This window comes from Umezakia ovalisporum Ak1311, assembly GCF_029891685.1.
GTDB classification, from domain to species: Bacteria; Cyanobacteriota; Cyanobacteriia; order Cyanobacteriales; family Nostocaceae; genus Umezakia; species Umezakia ovalisporum.
The window spans coordinates 30950-46967 of the sequence record NZ_JANQDJ010000053.1 but is presented as its reverse complement, the minus strand read 5'-3'; the positions used below and the strand labels follow the sequence as shown (position 1 = coordinate 46967).

General features: G+C 43.1%; 12 protein-coding genes and 4 pseudogenes. 13 read left to right on the top strand and 3 right to left on the bottom strand.

The annotated features are described in order from the left end of the window. The 3 genes and pseudogenes from NWP25_RS10270 to NWP25_RS10260 form a co-directional block, all read left to right on the top strand. The coding region (locus NWP25_RS10270) for a hypothetical protein (protein ID WP_280652754.1) at window positions 1-200 on the top strand (200 nt) is incomplete at its 5' end. A gap of 322 nt (window positions 201-522) precedes the next feature. Then, window positions 523-3255 carry a DUF4114 domain-containing protein gene (locus tag NWP25_RS10265; RefSeq protein ID WP_280699317.1) on the top strand — a complete coding sequence of 911 codons (2733 nt, stop codon included), beginning with the start codon at window positions 523-525 and terminating at the stop codon, window positions 3253-3255. 323 nt (window positions 3256-3578) lie between these two features. After that, window positions 3579-4378, top strand: a pseudogene (locus NWP25_RS10260) (IS5 family transposase). A 103-nt stretch (window positions 4379-4481) separates the two neighbouring features. On the opposite strand, the gene NWP25_RS10255 reads toward NWP25_RS10260, so the two are convergent. The 3 genes from NWP25_RS10255 to NWP25_RS10245 all read right to left on the bottom strand — a co-directional run bounded on the left by NWP25_RS10255 (window position 4482) and on the right by NWP25_RS10245 (window position 6813). Next, complete coding sequence (locus NWP25_RS10255; RefSeq protein WP_280652752.1) at window positions 4482-4811, bottom strand: ribulose bisphosphate carboxylase small subunit; 330 nt, start codon at window positions 4809-4811, stop codon at window positions 4482-4484. A 70-nt stretch (window positions 4812-4881) separates the two neighbouring features. Beyond that, entirely contained in the window at window positions 4882-5280 is a 399-nt protein-coding gene (rcbX, locus tag NWP25_RS10250; protein WP_280652751.1) for a RuBisCO chaperone RbcX, read from the bottom strand. A 102-nt stretch (window positions 5281-5382) separates the two neighbouring features. Then, entirely contained in the window at window positions 5383-6813 is a 1431-nt protein-coding gene (locus NWP25_RS10245) for a form I ribulose bisphosphate carboxylase large subunit (RefSeq protein WP_280652750.1), read from the bottom strand. Window positions 6814-7527: 714 nt separating this feature from the next. On the opposite strand from NWP25_RS10245, the pseudogene NWP25_RS10240 reads away from it, so the two are divergent. The 10 genes and pseudogenes from NWP25_RS10240 to prmA form a co-directional block, all read left to right on the top strand. Further along, window positions 7528-7677, top strand: a pseudogene (locus tag NWP25_RS10240) (transcriptional regulator); the annotation flags it as partial. 456 nt (window positions 7678-8133) lie between these two features. Further along, entirely contained in the window at window positions 8134-8289 is a 156-nt protein-coding gene (locus tag NWP25_RS10235; RefSeq protein WP_280652755.1) for a hypothetical protein, read from the top strand. Between the two features lie 133 nt (window positions 8290-8422). Further along, window positions 8423-8795: pseudogene (locus NWP25_RS10230) on the top strand (transposase family protein); the annotation flags it as partial. A gap of 54 nt (window positions 8796-8849) precedes the next feature. Next, window positions 8850-8975 (top strand): annotated as a pseudogene (locus NWP25_RS10225) (transcriptional regulator); the annotation flags it as partial. Window positions 8976-9150: 175 nt separating this feature from the next. Next, window positions 9151-9921 (top strand): 3-methyl-2-oxobutanoate hydroxymethyltransferase, encoded by a 771-nt coding sequence (gene panB / locus NWP25_RS10220; protein WP_280651901.1) that lies wholly within the window; start codon window positions 9151-9153, stop codon window positions 9919-9921. 78 nt (window positions 9922-9999) lie between these two features. Beyond that, entirely contained in the window at window positions 10000-10122 is a 123-nt protein-coding gene (locus NWP25_RS18690) for a hypothetical protein (RefSeq protein WP_374913248.1), read from the top strand. 239 nt (window positions 10123-10361) lie between these two features. Further along, the gene (locus tag NWP25_RS10215) at window positions 10362-11873 is read left to right on the top strand and encodes an acyl--CoA ligase (RefSeq protein ID WP_280657674.1); all 1512 of its coding nucleotides are present in this window, start codon (window positions 10362-10364) and stop codon (window positions 11871-11873) included. Next, window positions 11870-12865, top strand: a complete 996-nt coding sequence (locus NWP25_RS10210) for a 2-dehydropantoate 2-reductase (protein ID WP_280651899.1) — start codon at window positions 11870-11872, stop codon at window positions 12863-12865. The genes NWP25_RS10215 and NWP25_RS10210 overlap by 4 nt, the downstream gene beginning before the upstream one ends. Window positions 12866-13263: 398 nt before the next feature. Then, window positions 13264-14844, top strand: coding sequence for a phosphoglycerate dehydrogenase (gene serA, locus NWP25_RS10205; RefSeq protein ID WP_280651898.1), 1581 nt, complete (start codon window positions 13264-13266; stop codon window positions 14842-14844). Window positions 14845-15078: 234 nt separating this feature from the next. Further along, window positions 15079-15999 carry a 50S ribosomal protein L11 methyltransferase gene (gene prmA / locus NWP25_RS10200; protein ID WP_280651897.1) on the top strand — a complete coding sequence of 307 codons (921 nt, stop codon included), beginning with the start codon at window positions 15079-15081 and terminating at the stop codon, window positions 15997-15999. The last annotated feature ends 19 nt before the right edge of the window (window positions 16000-16018 follow it).

The following is a 16018-nucleotide window of genomic DNA, read 5'->3' as shown; positions in this document are numbered from 1 at the left end:
ATGCAAACAATGTAGTTAAGGACTTTGAGGTGGGAGTAGACCGCATCGGTATGGGTGGCATTACTTCTAACCAAGTAAATTTGGTGAGCCAGAACGGTAATACCTTAATTCAAGTGGGTACTACTGATGTGGCTGTGTTGGAGGGGGTGAGCCAAACTGAGCTTAACCTCAGCAATGCCCAGCAGTTTGTCTTCATCTAATAGGTTGTCAGAAAGTGCAGCTTAACGACTGCCCCTTTGAGGAATCTTTGTAGAGACTTTCATGGAAAGTCTCTGCTTTCCTACAGATACCACATGACTAGAAAAAAAAGGATTTGGAGTAATTTCATTGGTACATCACCACCCTAGCTCTTGGGCAAATATTCCTCACCAATGCTCTAGAACTCGGTGAAACACTTTCCCCACTCTCAAATAATTTCTTGGTCAGGGTGAAAATGCTTACTTATGGAATATGAGTTTGTATCAAAAATCGTTGTAATTGAACTTTAATTTTTAACGTAACTAAAAATTAGAAACGACCGAAATGAGTATAAGTGCAGCAACAGAAAACATTGTCAACACAGCAGAAGCTCAAACTAGTAACATTACTGACATAGGTGTGACTGAGCCAACGGTCAACATTGACGCAATTACCGATGAAGCGATTGTCAATGCAGCAGCCACAGCCAGAAATTTGACACTCACTGGTACGGGGAAACCCAGAGCAACTGTGACCTTGGGCTTGGTCAGTGGAGTAGTCCTCACTGGCGAGAATAGCGCAATTGTCCAGGAAAACGACACTTGGTCTGTGAAGATTGACATTGCGAATATCCCCGTCTTGGCTTTGGGAGGACAGGTGCTCAAGGCTACCCAAACTGATGAACAGGGAAATGTCACCGCCGAGACTACACAAGCTATACTCAATGAGTCAGAGTTTACTAGAATCTTTGGTACTGCGGGTGAAGATGAACTGTTTGCTTATAATACAGGAAATGTTCAGGTATTTGGCTTTGCAGGCGATGATACTCTTGACGCTGCTGGTTCCCTAAGGCAGGTAATCTTATTTGCTGGACCAGGCAACGATACGCTGATCGCTAACAACAATCATACCCTCTACGGCGGTGATGGGGATGATGAGTTATTTGCCTCAGGTGGTATTGGTGGGAATAAGTTACATGGTGACGCCGATAACGATACTCTGATTGTGGTCGAAGGTAGCAACAATGAACTCTACGGCGGAGACGGTAATGATAGGCTGACAGTCTCAGATGGCGGTGGGTTTAATCGTCTGTACGGGGACGAGGGGGACGATGTTCTTGATACTTCTAGCGGTACTGGCAATAATCAACTATTGGGCGGATCTGGCAATGACCGCCTCATTGCAGGGGCAGCCACAGACCAACTCTTCGGCGGTCCAGGAAATGATTATCTGTTTGCTGCTAACGGCAGCATTTTGAGTGGGGGCGAGGGAGCGAATAGTTTTTACCTTGCCAATGCCTCGATTCCTACTGAGTCTGCCATGGTCAAGGATTTTAAACCAGGGAGCGATCGCCTAGTAGTTGCTGGTCTACCTGACCTCACTGGGATAGAGCTGTTTACAATCAATGAGAATGCAGACACCTTGGTGACTGGTTTGTTGTCTGACAGAAGGGTGAACTTAGCATATCTCGTAGGTATCCAGGCCACTGCATTGGTAGCAGGCCGTGATATATTTTCTCAGCAGCAAGATGGTCTTTTAGAGCGTATAAACATCAACATAATTGCACCAGTTGACCCAGAACCCGTTGACCCAGAACCAGTTGACCCAGAACCCGTTGACCCAGAACCAGTTGACCCAGAACCCGTTGACCCAGAACCCGTTGACCCAGACTCAATCAAGCTGATTGGCGATGGTTTTCAAATCATCGAGACTAATTTTATTGACATTCTCAATAATACAACTCTTCTGCAAAGATTGACACAGGAGGTTCCAGATGCTGAGTTATATGGACCACTGTTGTCATTCACCATTGCCCCTGATTCTGCCTCCAATCTAGACATCTTTTCTAGGAAGATTCATCGGGTAGAGCTAACCTTTGATGAAAGGCCTTCAGAAGCTACCGACTACAACACTTTTATCAAACTAATTGATAATGAGTTCTCCATCTTTGACTATAATGCCAACACAGGCCTAGGTGCGGTGCTGCGAGACCGGGATGGTAACGGTCTTGTTGACGGGGCAACCCTGTTCCTCAAAGATAATGCCCAGGGAGATTCAGATCCAACTCTTGGGGTCATCCGTGACCCTGGTGCCCCGTCTGTGATTAGGATTAATCAAAATAGTCCCCTGACTGTGACTGTTACAGATAGTCAAAACGACCCCTTGACGGCAATCTTTGGCACTACCTTTAAATTCTCCCTGGAAGGTTCAACCTCGTCATCTCAGGTGCTAGAAGCCGTCTTCCGTGACGGTACAACTCAAACCATTTTGACCACTTTGGGTGATGCTTCTGGTGTACCTCTCGGTAGCGGTTCTATCCTTGCCAATCTCCAGTCATCCCTGGGTACTGAGGACAGCGACGGCAGAACAGTACAGTTTCAACTACGAGAAATTGGGACTAATGTCATTACTGAGTTAACTGTTGGAGATGTTACTCCAACTAGCTTTAGGCTCGTAGGTGCTAGTTTCAACATTACGGCGGAGAAGATTCGGGGAGTTAATGTCAATAATTATACTCAAACACTTGAAAATAATGATGAGCGCCTGAAAGCTATTAGTTTGAGAGACCTGATTCCCAATGCTACTGCTGGTGACACCATCACTATTGAGGTTGAAGCTACCCTGTATCGGGAAGCAGCTTTTGACAATCTGGTGGGTTTTTACTTAGGGGAAAGAAGTACAGGCGCAGTTGTCGATCCACTGACGGGTCTGAGTGTAGCCGAGCTTGGTAATCGTCATGAATACTTAAGTGCTGTGCGTAATAATTCAGTGGTGACTGGTACTGTTGGCAATAACCAAACCGGAAAGTTTCTCAACAATGGTAGATTTCAATTACTCAGCACTATTGACCTATCTTCCTATGTCCTGCTGCCATTTTTGGTTACCAATGGTGATACGAACTCGGTCAAATCTGACTTTAGTAACCTCTATGTCGCCAGTATCGGTACTAACCTTGACCGCATAAACCATATAAGATCTTTGGGAAACAATATCTTCGGCTTTGAGGATTTAGCCGGAGGTGGTGACAACGATTTTGATGACATCATTATTGAGGTAAAAGGACTAAGGGTGGTATAACCTAACCCATTTGTCACTGTCCAAGGCAAAACCACGGAGATTAGACATTCAGCTTGTCACTTGTTTGTAGCCTCTCAATTAATCCTAGCGCTCGTCGGTGGCGATTGCACAAATTGCAGTACCAGGGGAAATCGCCACTTTTTAATAGGGGAATTTTTATGTTTTGATTGGAGCTTGTTTGTACCAATGCTTTCATAACAAATTCTTCAAAACTCCGATATCTAACTTTAAGAGGCTATTTATAAAGTAAATCTAAAAATGGTTTGCTTTGAGAAATTGCAAAGATAGGATAGGTTTAAAACAGTATAACTACTTAGGAAGAAATGGCTCGGAAAGCTTATTCTACCGACTTTAGGGACTCAGAATGGGAAATTCTCCCTCCCTTAATTCCACCAGCTAAATCTGGAGGTCATCCTCCCACAACTGATATGGGTGAAGTGTTTAATGCTATCTACTATCACTTGAAAACAGGGTGTAAATGACATATGCTTCCTGGGGACTTTCCGCCAAACTCAACAGTATACAACTACTACCGCAAATGCCAAGGTTAAAGGGGCTGGGAAAAACTAAACCATACATTGCGTAGTCAAGTTCGCTCAAAATTAGGTAAATCAACACAACCTACTGCCATCGCGGCAAACAGCCAGTCAGTAAAAACCGCTGAAAAAAGGGAGATGTGTACGGCTTTGATGGAGCTAAAAAGGTAAAAGGAAGAAAACGACAAACTATAGTTAATAGCCTGGGACTGTTGTTGAAAGTCGTTGTCAGCCAAGGAAATGCCCCAGAAAGAATACTTGCTGCCTATGCTTTGATAGAGTTACTAAAATAACGTCCAGAATTACCAGAAAAAGTGGAAGTTTTATGGGTAGATTCCGGTTATGACGGTGATAAATTTGCCCTTTGTGTCTGGTTGATGATTCAACCTCATATTGAGGTAATACGGCGTACTAAACAAGAATGGAAGGTTTTGCCCAAACGTTGGGTAGTAGAAAGAACATTCGGTTGGTTGAACCAGTACCGTCGTCTCACTAAGGATTATGAGCATCTGCCAGAAATGAGTGAAACTGCCATATACGTCGTCTTGTTGTCTAAAGATTTACTTTACAAATGCTCTCTAATATAGGCAATTCCATACTCCCTTAAAAATAAAAGAGGCAGAAAAATCTACCTCTGTATTGGGGGAAAATTAATTCAACTTTCCCAAGATTAATTAAGCTTTTCCAGTTTTAGTATCTGCTGGGTTTGTGAACAATAAAGCTGAGAACTTGGCACTGCTTGATGTTGTCAAAACCAACAACACGGATATAGCAGTTGCTGTATTGAGAACGGCAAGCTTGTACTTCGCTAAGTACTTCTTGAGTGGATTTAGCACCAAACAAAGGTAGTTTCCACATTGTCCAGAATAATTCTGTTGGCTCAGAAGTTTCGTTGAACTCAACAGCTGGGATGTAACCTTGATTCAAAATGTACTGAATTTGCTTGGCAATTTGAGCATCAGAAAGAGGTGGTAAGTAGGAAAGGGTTTCGTAACGACGCTCTTTTGGTAAAGTTTGCATAGCTTTTGGTAATGGGTTGCGATTGATATTACTTTGCGGTCATGAGTCAACAGTTATCAATTAAAAGTGATTACTGTTCACTATTGGGATCTAAACTTGTCTGATGTTCTGATTGTAGACTGGGGTGAGATGTATCTATTTGTGTAATGCGTTCTAGGTGCTGGCGACGTTGTTCCATATTGCCTTGCTGAATGCCTGTGAGAACCATTTCCGGAAGGAATTCGGCGACTTCTACCGCTATATGTTCTCTGACAGTCATAATCCGTAATGCCAAGTCTGGCCTTTCAAGGAACAGTTGCTCAAGATAAGCTTCTCCGTCTTGAATTTTATCGGCGGAAAAGTTATGTAGCCAAAGTGCCAATGGAGGGTTAGTTTCGCCTAGCTGTGCCAATACTGTTTTAAGCGCTTGATAAGTCAGATAGCTTTGAAGAGTCTTGGCTGTATCCTTAGCAATTTTCTTAAGATTCATGTTTGACCCCAGCCCGTAAAAAGTAAAAAGCGAAAGTAAAAAGTCAAAAGAAAGAATGAATATTTTCTTTTACTCTTTAACTTTTTACTGGTTACTTAAGGATCAGACAGTATCCATTGCCTCGAACTCGAATTTAATTTCTTTCCACAGTTCGCAAGCAACAGCTAGTTCAGGACTCCACTTAGCAGCTTCGCGGATAACATCGTTACCTTCACGAGCCAAGTTACGACCTTCGTTACGAGCTTGGATACAAGCTTCTAAAGCTACACGGTTAGCGGTTGCACCAGGTGCGTTACCCCATGGGTGACCAAGAGTACCACCACCAAATTGTAGTACCGAGTCATCACCGAAGATTTCTACTAGTGCGGGCATGTGCCATACGTGAATACCACCGGAAGCAACTGCCATTACACCAGGCATAGAAGCCCAATCTTGGGTGAAGTAAATACCACGAGACTTGTCTTGCTCAACGTAGTTTTCGCGCAACAGGTCAACGAAGCCCATAGTAATGCCACGTTCACCTTCTAATTTACCAACCACTGTACCAGTGTGGATGTGGTCACCACCAGACATACGCAGAGCTTTAGCCAATACACGGAAGTGAATACCGTGGTTTCTTTGACGGTCGATTACAGCGTGCATGGCACGGTGAATGTGCAGCAACAAACCGTTATCACGACACCAACGAGCCAAAGTGGTGTTAGCGGTGAAACCTGCTGTGAGGTAGTCGTGCATGATGATGGGCATTTTGAGTTCTTTGGCGAACTCAGCCCGCTTCAGCATTTCTTCACATGTGGGGGCGGTAACGTTGAGGTAGTGGCCTTTGATTTCACCGGTTTCTGCTTGTGCTTTGTGGATAGCTTCTGCTACAAACAAGAAGCGATCGCGCCATCTTTGGAATGGTGCGGAGTTGATGTTTTCGTCGTCTTTGGTGAAGTCCAGACCACCGCGCAAGCATTCGTATACAGCGCGTCCATAATTTTTAGCAGACAAACCTAATTTGGGTTTAATGGTACAACCCAGCAATGGACGACCATATTTGTTTAATTTGTCGCGTTCTACTTGGATACCGTGAGGAGGTCCTTGGAAGGTTTTCAGGTAAGCTACAGGAATCCGCAAATCTTCTAGACGTAGCGCACGCAGGGCTTTAAAACCAAATACGTTACCCACGATGGAGGTAAACATGTTGGTTACAGATCCTTCCTCAAACAAGTCTAGAGGATAGGCAACATAAGCGATGTACTGGTTGTCTTCACCAGGAACCGGTTCAATCTCATAGCAACGACCTTTGTAGCGGTCTAGGTCTGTGAGCAAGTCTGTCCACACAGTTGTCCAAGTACCAGTGGAAGACTCAGCAGCTACAGCAGCACCTGCTTCTTCTGGGGGAACTCCAGGTTGGGGAGTCATCCGGAAGGCGGCGAGAAGGTCTGTATCTTTAGGTGTGTAATCTGGGGTGTAGTAGGTTAGTCTGTAATCTTTAACCCCGGCTTGATACCCTGATTTGCTCTGGGTCTTCGTTTGAGCGTAAGACATAAATTCCCTTCCAAGAAGTCACTCTTTAATTACTTAATCAAATCATGTTCTGTGCAACTTTCTCTCACTTTCCCTTTTTACCCTGACTAAATTGGGGGAAAAATTGGGAAAAACTTTTTGTTAGAGGTTAGCTTTGGCGAGTCGATTTTTTTAGCAACGAACATTTGTTAACATTTAGCAACATATGTTCTCCCCAAAATGGGGTGCATGAACTTACACTTCCGCCTTTTCCTCATCCTGTGAATAAAAATTCTCTTTTATTTCTTTCTCTTGCCCCGCTAAATCTTTGGATTTCCAACCAAAACTCCGCAATTGGGGGAATGTATGAGGTTATTTCCCTACACATGGGGACATGAGGGGCTTGGGCTAGCTAACACCTATTCCCCTATCCACATTCCTGATCTGTACCTTAATGATGGTAAACAGACCAAGGAAGAATTTACTTGACAGAAATCCACTAGAGTGGTAATCGAAAGAAAAAGAAGTTGCACAGTACATAATTTGTAGCTTGTCTCACAATATATCAAGAATTTAATAAGTTATTCTTTGAAAGTTTTTAACTTATGTATTTAAATTTGTTATTACATAAAGTTTTAAACATTTTATTAAGTTTAATTTACAAAAATTATCTCTGACTGTAGGGGAGTGGGGACTAGGGAAGGATGGCTAATTGGAAAAAATTGGTCAGTGAAGTTTAAAATACCCTGACTGGGGGCGCAAGATCAGCTGGGTAGTTTGTGGGTGGGGACTTATGAGGGACTAAAGCGAGTAGACCTGAACACCAGTGCAATTACAGCCCAGAATTTATTATTGCCTTCTAAGCGAGTGTTGTCGTTGTTAGTTGATAAACCGGGTTATTTGTGGGTTCCCATGGTTGACACTCTCTTACCTAAAGGAGAGGGGATTCTACATGTACCGTCAAAACTTGCTCAACCAGGCTTGCCCCAAGGAAAGTAGAGGCTTCAACTCTTGTAACATTAATATACCTGACGGCACCCTACGCGAACGGGGATGCCCTCCACTGTTTTTTCTAGATTGAGAATATTTACTGCTGGGTTTACAAGAAATCAAGCGGAAGCGTGAAAGCCCCTGAAAAGCTGCAACATAGTTGCGCGCTTTGTGCTTTAGACAGAGGATGAAACGCGACACAGCAGGCTAACGCCTGCTTTTTCCTTGTCAACCACCAAACTATCAAACCATTTTTCCATCAACGCCGTAATAGTTTTATTTATTTCAGCAGGATATATCCCTCTTCTGTCACTTTTCGAGAATAAAGAATATAATATTTAAAAGAAAAAACCCTGAAAAGTAAGTAGCGCAATGGATGTAGAATTACAAATCCTCAAACATTTGGCAAGAGATATCCACCCAACAGTTGCAGTCGATAAATATCGTGCAGAGTACAAAGAGCTATTTAAAGAAGTAAGGAATTATGGTTCTTCCGGTATTTTTATGGTTACTAGGGAAATTTATTAACTTTTAATGACTATAATTGAGTGATGTCAATGTCTGTAATATATACTCTGCAAGCATTTAAAAAATATCTAACATACTTTAATTATTATACATATCATATATTACAAATATCCTAATTTTTTAGGCGATCGCCATGAAGTTTACTGTAGAAAAATCTTGAATCTTACCTATATGAAAGTATTAGATTTTCAAGAAATTGAAGGGGGAAAGTAATTATAACACTAGAAAAAGGGGTGAGTCATTGGACTTGTGCCTCCTGTGGACAAATTACTCATAGTGTACATCAGAACCACTGGCGGATGATCCATGATTTACCTTGGAGTAAAAAACCAGTTCTATTAAAAATAAATCGTCGCCAATTTAAATGTCACAAGTGTAAAAAAGTTTTTAGTCAAAACCTAGATTTTGTAGATAAAAGTAAAGGATATACGAAAAGATTAGCGATGGATATAGTGCAACAGGTATTAAATAGTAACATACGCAGTGTTGCCGAAAGAAATGATTTATTCCCCGTAGCAACAGTTTAGAATACCCTCGCCTTTAGGCGAGGGGAGAGGTAAAGATTGAATCCAAATACAGGATCTGTATCAGACGAAGTTACGGGGCTACCTTCTAGTTGACTTCTTCCTCTTGAGCCTGACATCGGTAATAAATTATGGATTAGCACTCATGAAGGTCTGGCTTAGTTAATGCCTAAAATGGACAGTGCAAAACCTCATCTCGCTTTTAGTCGGGCGGTGAAGTGAAGAATGAAAATCGGGGAGTGGGGACAGGGAAAAAATTAGTATCCTCATCCTTAATACCCGTTCGTGACATTCTCCTCGCTCCCTAACAACTCATTCCTACTATGCACTTTTAAAGATGGCAATTACTACTCAGCAATTAATTCAATGGAAACAACAAGGGCGAGCAATCGTAGCGTTAACAGCCTGGGATTATGTAATCGCGCAACTGATTGATGCGGCTGGGGTAGACTTAATCCTAGTGGGGGACTCGATGGCAGTTGTTTTAGGGTATAAAACAACGCTACCAATTACCCTAGAGGAAATGCTGCATCATGCTAAAGCTGTGTGTCGTGGTGTAAAACAGGCTTTAGTTGTAGTTGATTTACCGTTTTTAACTTACCAACAAAGCATCTCACAAGCGATGCAATCAGCGGGATTAGTGCTAAAGGAGACAGGCGCTCAAGCGGTGAAATTAGAAGGTGGTTATCCAGCAATGGTGGAAACTATTGGGCGGTTGGTAGAAGCAGGAATCCCGGTCATGGGTCATGTGGGTTTGACACCCCAATCAGTACATCAACTGGGACTGCGACAACAGGGAAAGACTCAAGCAACAGCAGAGAAAATTTTTAATGAAGCGATCGCTCTGGAACAAGCAGGTGTATTCTCTATAGTGCTAGAACATATTCCCGCAGATTTGGCAATGCAGATTACACAAAAATTGACTATTCCCACCATTGGCATTGGTGCGGGTATTCATTGTGATGGACAGGTGTTAGTTACCTCAGATGTGCTTGGTCTAGCAGAGAAGCACCCACCCTTTGCCAAAGCTTACACAAATCTGCGAGAAACAATTAGTGAAGCTGTACAAGATTATGCATCAGAAGTGCGCGATCGCCAGTTTCCCTAAATAGAATAAAGACCTCCTTTCCAATGGAAAGGAGACTATTTGAGTAAAGATATTTAACATGGAAGTAAGTTGGTAATTGTGGATAGATTTTATCCTGGTAATAAGACTTGCTCAAGTTGCAAAGTGAAAAAATCATCTCTGTCACTATCTCAAAGAGTGTTTAAATGTGATCACTGCAGCTTTTTTGTGGCGGAGACTTAAATGTTGCCATAAACCTGAAATAAGAAGCGGTCAGATTGACCGTGTTAACCCGTGGACTACATAGTGCCGACACTTCTGGAGTGAAGCAGGAAAACAGGTTGACAAATGCGTTAGCATTTGTCAACCTTTTTGAATCGGATTAGAATTCTTACCAAAAGAATTACTAATTCGTAATTCAAAGGCCATAAAGGCCTACTGATGACAATAATAAATACTTGACTTATGGACAAAAATATGCAATGCAAATAATAGATGTTATAACGGGAAAAGAAGAGCATCCAGCTTTGTTAACACCTCGCCAACTGACTTTGACATATGGGCAACTGCGATCAAATGTAGTTTCTTTAGTGGCAGAACTTCGCAGTTTCGGTTTAGGTCTAGGTGATCGCATTGCCATTGTCATGCCTAACGGTTCGCCGATGGCGTGTATTTTTTTAGCTGCTAGTCTGTGTGGAACTGCCGCACCCCTGAATCCTAAGTACAAACAAGAAGAATTTGCTTTTTACTACGAAGACCTGCAAGCTAAAGCAGTAATTACCTTTCCAAGGACTCCAGAGGATGCTATTGCTGCCATTAATCCCAACATGCTGCTCATCCATGCCATAACTGATACTGATGGTAAATTGAGTTTGGCATTAAGCACAGAAGTGACTCACCCACAAAGGGAATCTTCTTGGCCTGGGGTTCCCGGAGATGATGACGTGGCGATTATCTTGCACACGAGTGGAACTACTAGCCGTCCTAAACGGGTACCAATTCGCCATCGTCATCTGATCGCCTCTGCCCGAAATATTATCAGTGTCTACAACCTCACTGCTCAAGATAGAAATTTATGCCTGATGCCACTATTTCACATTCACGGATTAGTGGGGTGTTTGCTGTCTACTTTGGCATCGGGAGGGACATTTATCTGTCCCCCTGGGTTTAATGCCTTGGAATTTTGGCAGTTGGTGGATGAGTACAAACCCACTTGGTATTCTGCTGCACCTACCATACATCAAATTATTTTAGCGAGAGCTAGTCGCAACCAAGATATTGTTAAATCCCATAGCTTGCGCTTTATTCGTTCTAGCAGCGCACCTCTACCGCTGGTAATTGTTGAACAAATGGAAGCAGCTCTCAATACCCCAGTGGTGGAATCATACAGCATGACGGAAGCTGCACACATGATGACTTCTAACCAGTTACCGCCAAAAATCCGCAAACCAGGGAGCGTTGGTTATGGGGCGCATGGTGTGGAAGTAGGGATTATGGATGAAAATGGCAATTTGCTTCCCCAAGGTAGCCTAGGTGAAGTAGTGGTAAAGGGAGCAAATGTGATTGATGGCTACGAAAATAACCCCCAAGCTAACGCCACGGCCTTTGTTCATGGTTGGTTCCGTACAGGTGATCAAGGCAAATTGGACGAAGATGGTTACCTTTACCTGACGGGCAGAATTAAAGAATTAATCAACAGAGGTGGTGAAAAAATTTCGCCTTTAGAAATAGATGATTTGTTGCTGCGTCATCCTGCTGTAACTGAAGCCTTGGCTTTTGCTGTTCCTCACAAAACCCTGGGGGAAGAAATTCATGCTGCCGTTGTCCTTAAGAGCAATACCAGTGAACAGGAACTAAAATTGTACTGTGGGAAAGTGTTAGCAGCATTCAAAGTGCCCAAGGAGATTCACATTCTGGAAGCATTACCCCGTGGCGCAACTGGGAAACTACAACGGTTGAACATGGCTAAGTTCCTAAAGTTAGGTATTGAATGATGAAAATCTGTATTGTGGGTGCAGGTGCGATTGGCGGGTATTTAGGAGCTAAACTAGCTTTGGCAGGGGAAGATGTTACTTTAATTGCCCGTGGTCAGCATTTAGAAGCAATTCAAAACAAGGGATTAGAGCTAATAATGGCGGATGAGTCAAGTTATGTAGTGAATCCATCTTTAGCTACTAATAATATTCATGAGGCAGGATCTCAAGATGTGGTGATATTGACGGTGAAAGCTCAGAGTCTACCTGCCATCGCCCCTAATTTATCATCTATGTACCATTCTGATACTACAGTAGTTACTGCCCAGAATGGTATTCCTTGGTGGTACTTTCACAAGCATGGCGGTGAATATGAAGGGCAGCAAATTAAGGCTGTTGATCCAAAGGGGATAATTGCGGCTCACATTGATATAAATCGGGTAATTGGTTGTGTGATTTATCCTGCCGTAAAAATAGAGTCACCAGGAGTAATTCGTCATATTGAAGGCGAACGCTTCAGCTTAGGAGAAATTGACAACTCGAAAACCGAACGTATCCAAAAACTAACCGAGTGCTTGAAACGGGCAGGATTAAAAGCACCTGTGCGCTCTAAGATTCGCACAGAAATCTGGACTAAGTTATGGGGAAACTTGGCTTTTAATCCCATCAGTGCCCTGACTCGTGCCACTCTGGAACAGATTTCTCAATACCCCTTGACTCGCGCACTGGCAGGACAGATGATGATTGAAGCCCAAACCATTGCCGAAAAATTGGGTATTGAGTTCAGTATCAGTTTAGAACAGCGCATTAATGGGGCTGAAAAAGTCGGTGCTCACAAGACTTCTATGCTTCAAGATATCGAAGCGGGTCGTCCCACAGAGGTGGAGGCAATCTTAGGAGCAGTAATTGAACTCGGCAAACTAACCTACACCCCCACACCCTACATGGATACGGTCTATGCTAGTGTCAAACTACTAGAAAGAATTCTCATCTCTAGTCCTGAAAACACCTAAGAGGATGTTTTAAGAGTTATGGTTAATGTATCAAATATTGTTTTACCCGCCTTCCCCGTTTCCTGTTCCCTGTTCCCTAAGATAAAAGTTACCTGTTGAAAAGTTATAAAACAACCTCTAAAGCGAGGTTGTACTTTTTTTAGAAAAATATTAGGTTTTTAGCCCTAGTCATGGTTTATATTACCGAAGGGTGGCACAAATAACCACTCGTCTTACAATACCAGGAGGCAATGCCAGACTATCTCTGCAATTGATAATTTGATACTTATAACCTAACAGGTGAGTGAGGACGAGGTTGATACTAAAATACGTAATTTTTGCTCAATTGCCACAGATAAAGACTAAACTAAAAAGTCTTGTGCAGCAAAACCTGTAAATTTAAAACAAATCAAGTAATTATGTCCAAGGTTCTCGTCTCCGATCCTATCGACCAAGCTGGAATTGACATTCTTACCCAAGTTGCAAGTGTAGATGTCAAAACAGGTCTAAAACCAGCAGATCTCATCGAAATTATTGGTGAATATGACGCGCTGATGATTCGCTCTGGTACGCGGGTTACGCAAGAAATTATTGAAGCTGGCACTCAGTTAAAAATCATTGGTCGTGCTGGTGTTGGCGTTGATAATGTCGATGTGCCCGCAGCTACTCGCCGAGGAATCGTTGTTGTCAATTCCCCAGAAGGTAACACCATCGCTGCAGCAGAACATGCCTTGGCGATGATGTTATCGTTATCTCGTCATATCCCTGATGCTAATGCTTCAGTGAAACGGGGTGAGTGGGATCGCAAAACCTTTGTTGGGGCAGAAGTTTATAAAAAAACTCTCGGTGTTGTTGGCTTGGGTAAAATCGGTTCCCATGTGGCGACCGTGGCCAAGGCCATGGGAATGAAGCTCCTGGCTTACGACCCTTTTATCTCGACAGAACGAGCAGAACAAATTGGCTGTCAGTTGGTGGATCTGGATTTGCTGATGCAGCAAGCAGACTATATTACGCTGCACATCCCGAAAACACCAGAAACAACCCACTTAATTAATGCCAAAACTCTGGCAAAAATGAAGCCCACAGCCAGAATTATCAACTGCGCCCGTGGTGGAATTATTGATGAGGCTGCTTTGGCAGTAGCCATTAAAGAAGGTCGAATCCAAGGTGCAGCCTTGGATGTGTTCGAGTCAGAACCACTAGGTGAATCTGACTTGCGATCGCTCGGTAAAGAAATCATCCTTACGCCCCATTTGGGCGCTTCCACAACAGAAGCACAAGTGAATGTAGCAATTGATGTTGCTGAACAAATTCGTGATGTTCTGTTAGGACTACCAGCACGTTCAGCAGTCAATATACCTGGATTAGGCCCGGATGTACTGGAAACACTCAAGCCTTACATGCAGCTAGCGGAAACCCTTGGTAACTTGGTGGGACAACTCGCTGGTGGACGGGTAGAATCACTTAATGTGCGACTACAAGGGGAACTAGCAACCAACAAAAGTCAGCCCTTGGTTGTAGCCTCGTTAAAAGGACTACTTTACCAAGCCCTACGGGAACGGGTGAATTATGTGAATGCCACAATAGAAGCTAAAGAACGGGGGATTCGGGTGATTGAAACTCGGGATGCTTCGGCTCGCGACTATGCCGGCTCGTTACATTTGGAAGCTACCGGTACTCTAGGTACTCATTCTGTGACAGGAGCTTTGTTAGGTGACAAAGAAATTCACTTAACTGATGTTGATGGTTTCCCCATCAATGTACCTCCCAGTAAGTATATGCTGTTTACCTTACACCGTGATATGCCAGGAATTATTGGCAAACTCGGTTCGCTACTGGGCAGCTTTAATGTCAATATTGCTAGTATGCAGGTAGGGCGTAAGATTGTCCGTGGTGACGCTGTGATGGCTCTCAGTATCGATGATCCCTTACCAGATGGTATCTTAACAGAAATTGTTAAAGTACCCGGAATTAGGGACGCATACACCGTCACTCTATAAAGTGCTTCCTAGTTGAGTAAAAAGTCCTGAGTCAGGAACAATGTCAGGAGACACTCATACTTCTTAACTCAAAAATCTCTTACAGCAAATTAACTGCGGCGAGGTAGCTCCCAAATTCTGTTTATGGGGGCTATCCCCGGACGAATTTATTCGCCGTCAAGTGTGTTTTTGATTTTGAATATGCATTTTGAATATACATTTTAACTACTAGTAATCAGGACTCAGGACTAAAAAATGGCAAACACTTGGTGGGAACTAAAAGTTTTATGTGAACCAGCGCTGGAAGATTTAGTCTTTTGGCGACTGGAAGATTTTGGTAGCCGTGGTACGGCAAGTGAAAGTAAAGGTAACTCCTGTATAGTCAAAGCTTACCTACCAAGGTTTCAAGTACAGTTATTAGATTTGGCTGCCCTGTCTTTGCGGTTGCGTCAAGATGCTTTGTGTGTGGGATTGTCTATTCCTACCCTGGACTGGGATTTAATTGATGAGGAAGATTGGGCTACCAGCTGGAAACAATACTGGAAACCTGAAGAAATAGGCGATCGCTTCTTGATTAATCCGGCCTGGCTACCGTTACCAGATATCTCAGAACGCCTTGTGATTCGTCTTGACCCTGGCGTAGCATTTGGGACAGGTAACCATGCTACTACCCAATTGTGTTTGGAATCCCTAGAAATGCTTTTAAACCCGGTACCTTGGGCTTCTGTGGATAACAGTGTTAAACATCAAGCCATGATAATTGCCGATATTGGCTGTGGATCTGGGATACTTTCTATTGCAGGATTGCTATTGGGCGCTGAAAAAGTTTATGCAGTAGATACTGACCCCTTGGCGGTGGAATCAACCTTGAGCAACCGGGCTTTGAACGACATTAGCCCAGAACGTTTGGTATCAGCGGAAGGTAGTGTAGACATATTGGCCAAACTGGTGGGTCAACCAGTTGATGGAATTGTCTGTAATATTTTGGCTGATGTAATTATTCAGTTGCTTCCACAAATGAGTGCCATTGCGAAACCTAGTACTTGGGGAATCTTTAGTGGTATTCTACTGGAACAATCTCAAGCTGTTGCCGATGCCTTGGAACAAAACGGTTGGATTGTTGCTGCCCTATGCAAAAAGAAAGAATGGTGTTGCTTAAATGTACGGCGTTCTTAGTTTAAATCTCATTAATTCG

Bases quoted from the DNA above. Each gene is read 5' to 3' on its own strand.
- NWP25_RS10265 (WP_280699317.1), top strand. From the start codon at position 523: ATGAGTATAAGTGCAGCAACAGAAAACATTGTCAACACAGCAGAAGCT.
- NWP25_RS10255 (WP_280652752.1), bottom strand. From the start codon at position 4,811: ATGCAAACTTTACCAAAAGAGCGTCGTTACGAAACCCTTTCCTACTTA.
- rcbX (WP_280652751.1), bottom strand. From the start codon at position 5,280: ATGAATCTTAAGAAAATTGCTAAGGATACAGCCAAGACTCTTCAAAGC.
- NWP25_RS10245 (WP_280652750.1), bottom strand. From the start codon at position 6,813: ATGTCTTACGCTCAAACGAAGACCCAGAGCAAATCAGGGTATCAAGCC.
- NWP25_RS10235 (WP_280652755.1), top strand. From the start codon at position 8,134: ATGGATGTAGAATTACAAATCCTCAAACATTTGGCAAGAGATATCCAC.
- panB (WP_280651901.1), top strand. From the start codon at position 9,151: ATGGCAATTACTACTCAGCAATTAATTCAATGGAAACAACAAGGGCGA.
- NWP25_RS10215 (WP_280657674.1), top strand. From the start codon at position 10,362: ATGCAAATAATAGATGTTATAACGGGAAAAGAAGAGCATCCAGCTTTG.
- NWP25_RS10210 (WP_280651899.1), top strand. From the start codon at position 11,870: ATGATGAAAATCTGTATTGTGGGTGCAGGTGCGATTGGCGGGTATTTA.
- serA (WP_280651898.1), top strand. From the start codon at position 13,264: ATGTCCAAGGTTCTCGTCTCCGATCCTATCGACCAAGCTGGAATTGAC.
- prmA (WP_280651897.1), top strand. From the start codon at position 15,079: ATGGCAAACACTTGGTGGGAACTAAAAGTTTTATGTGAACCAGCGCTG.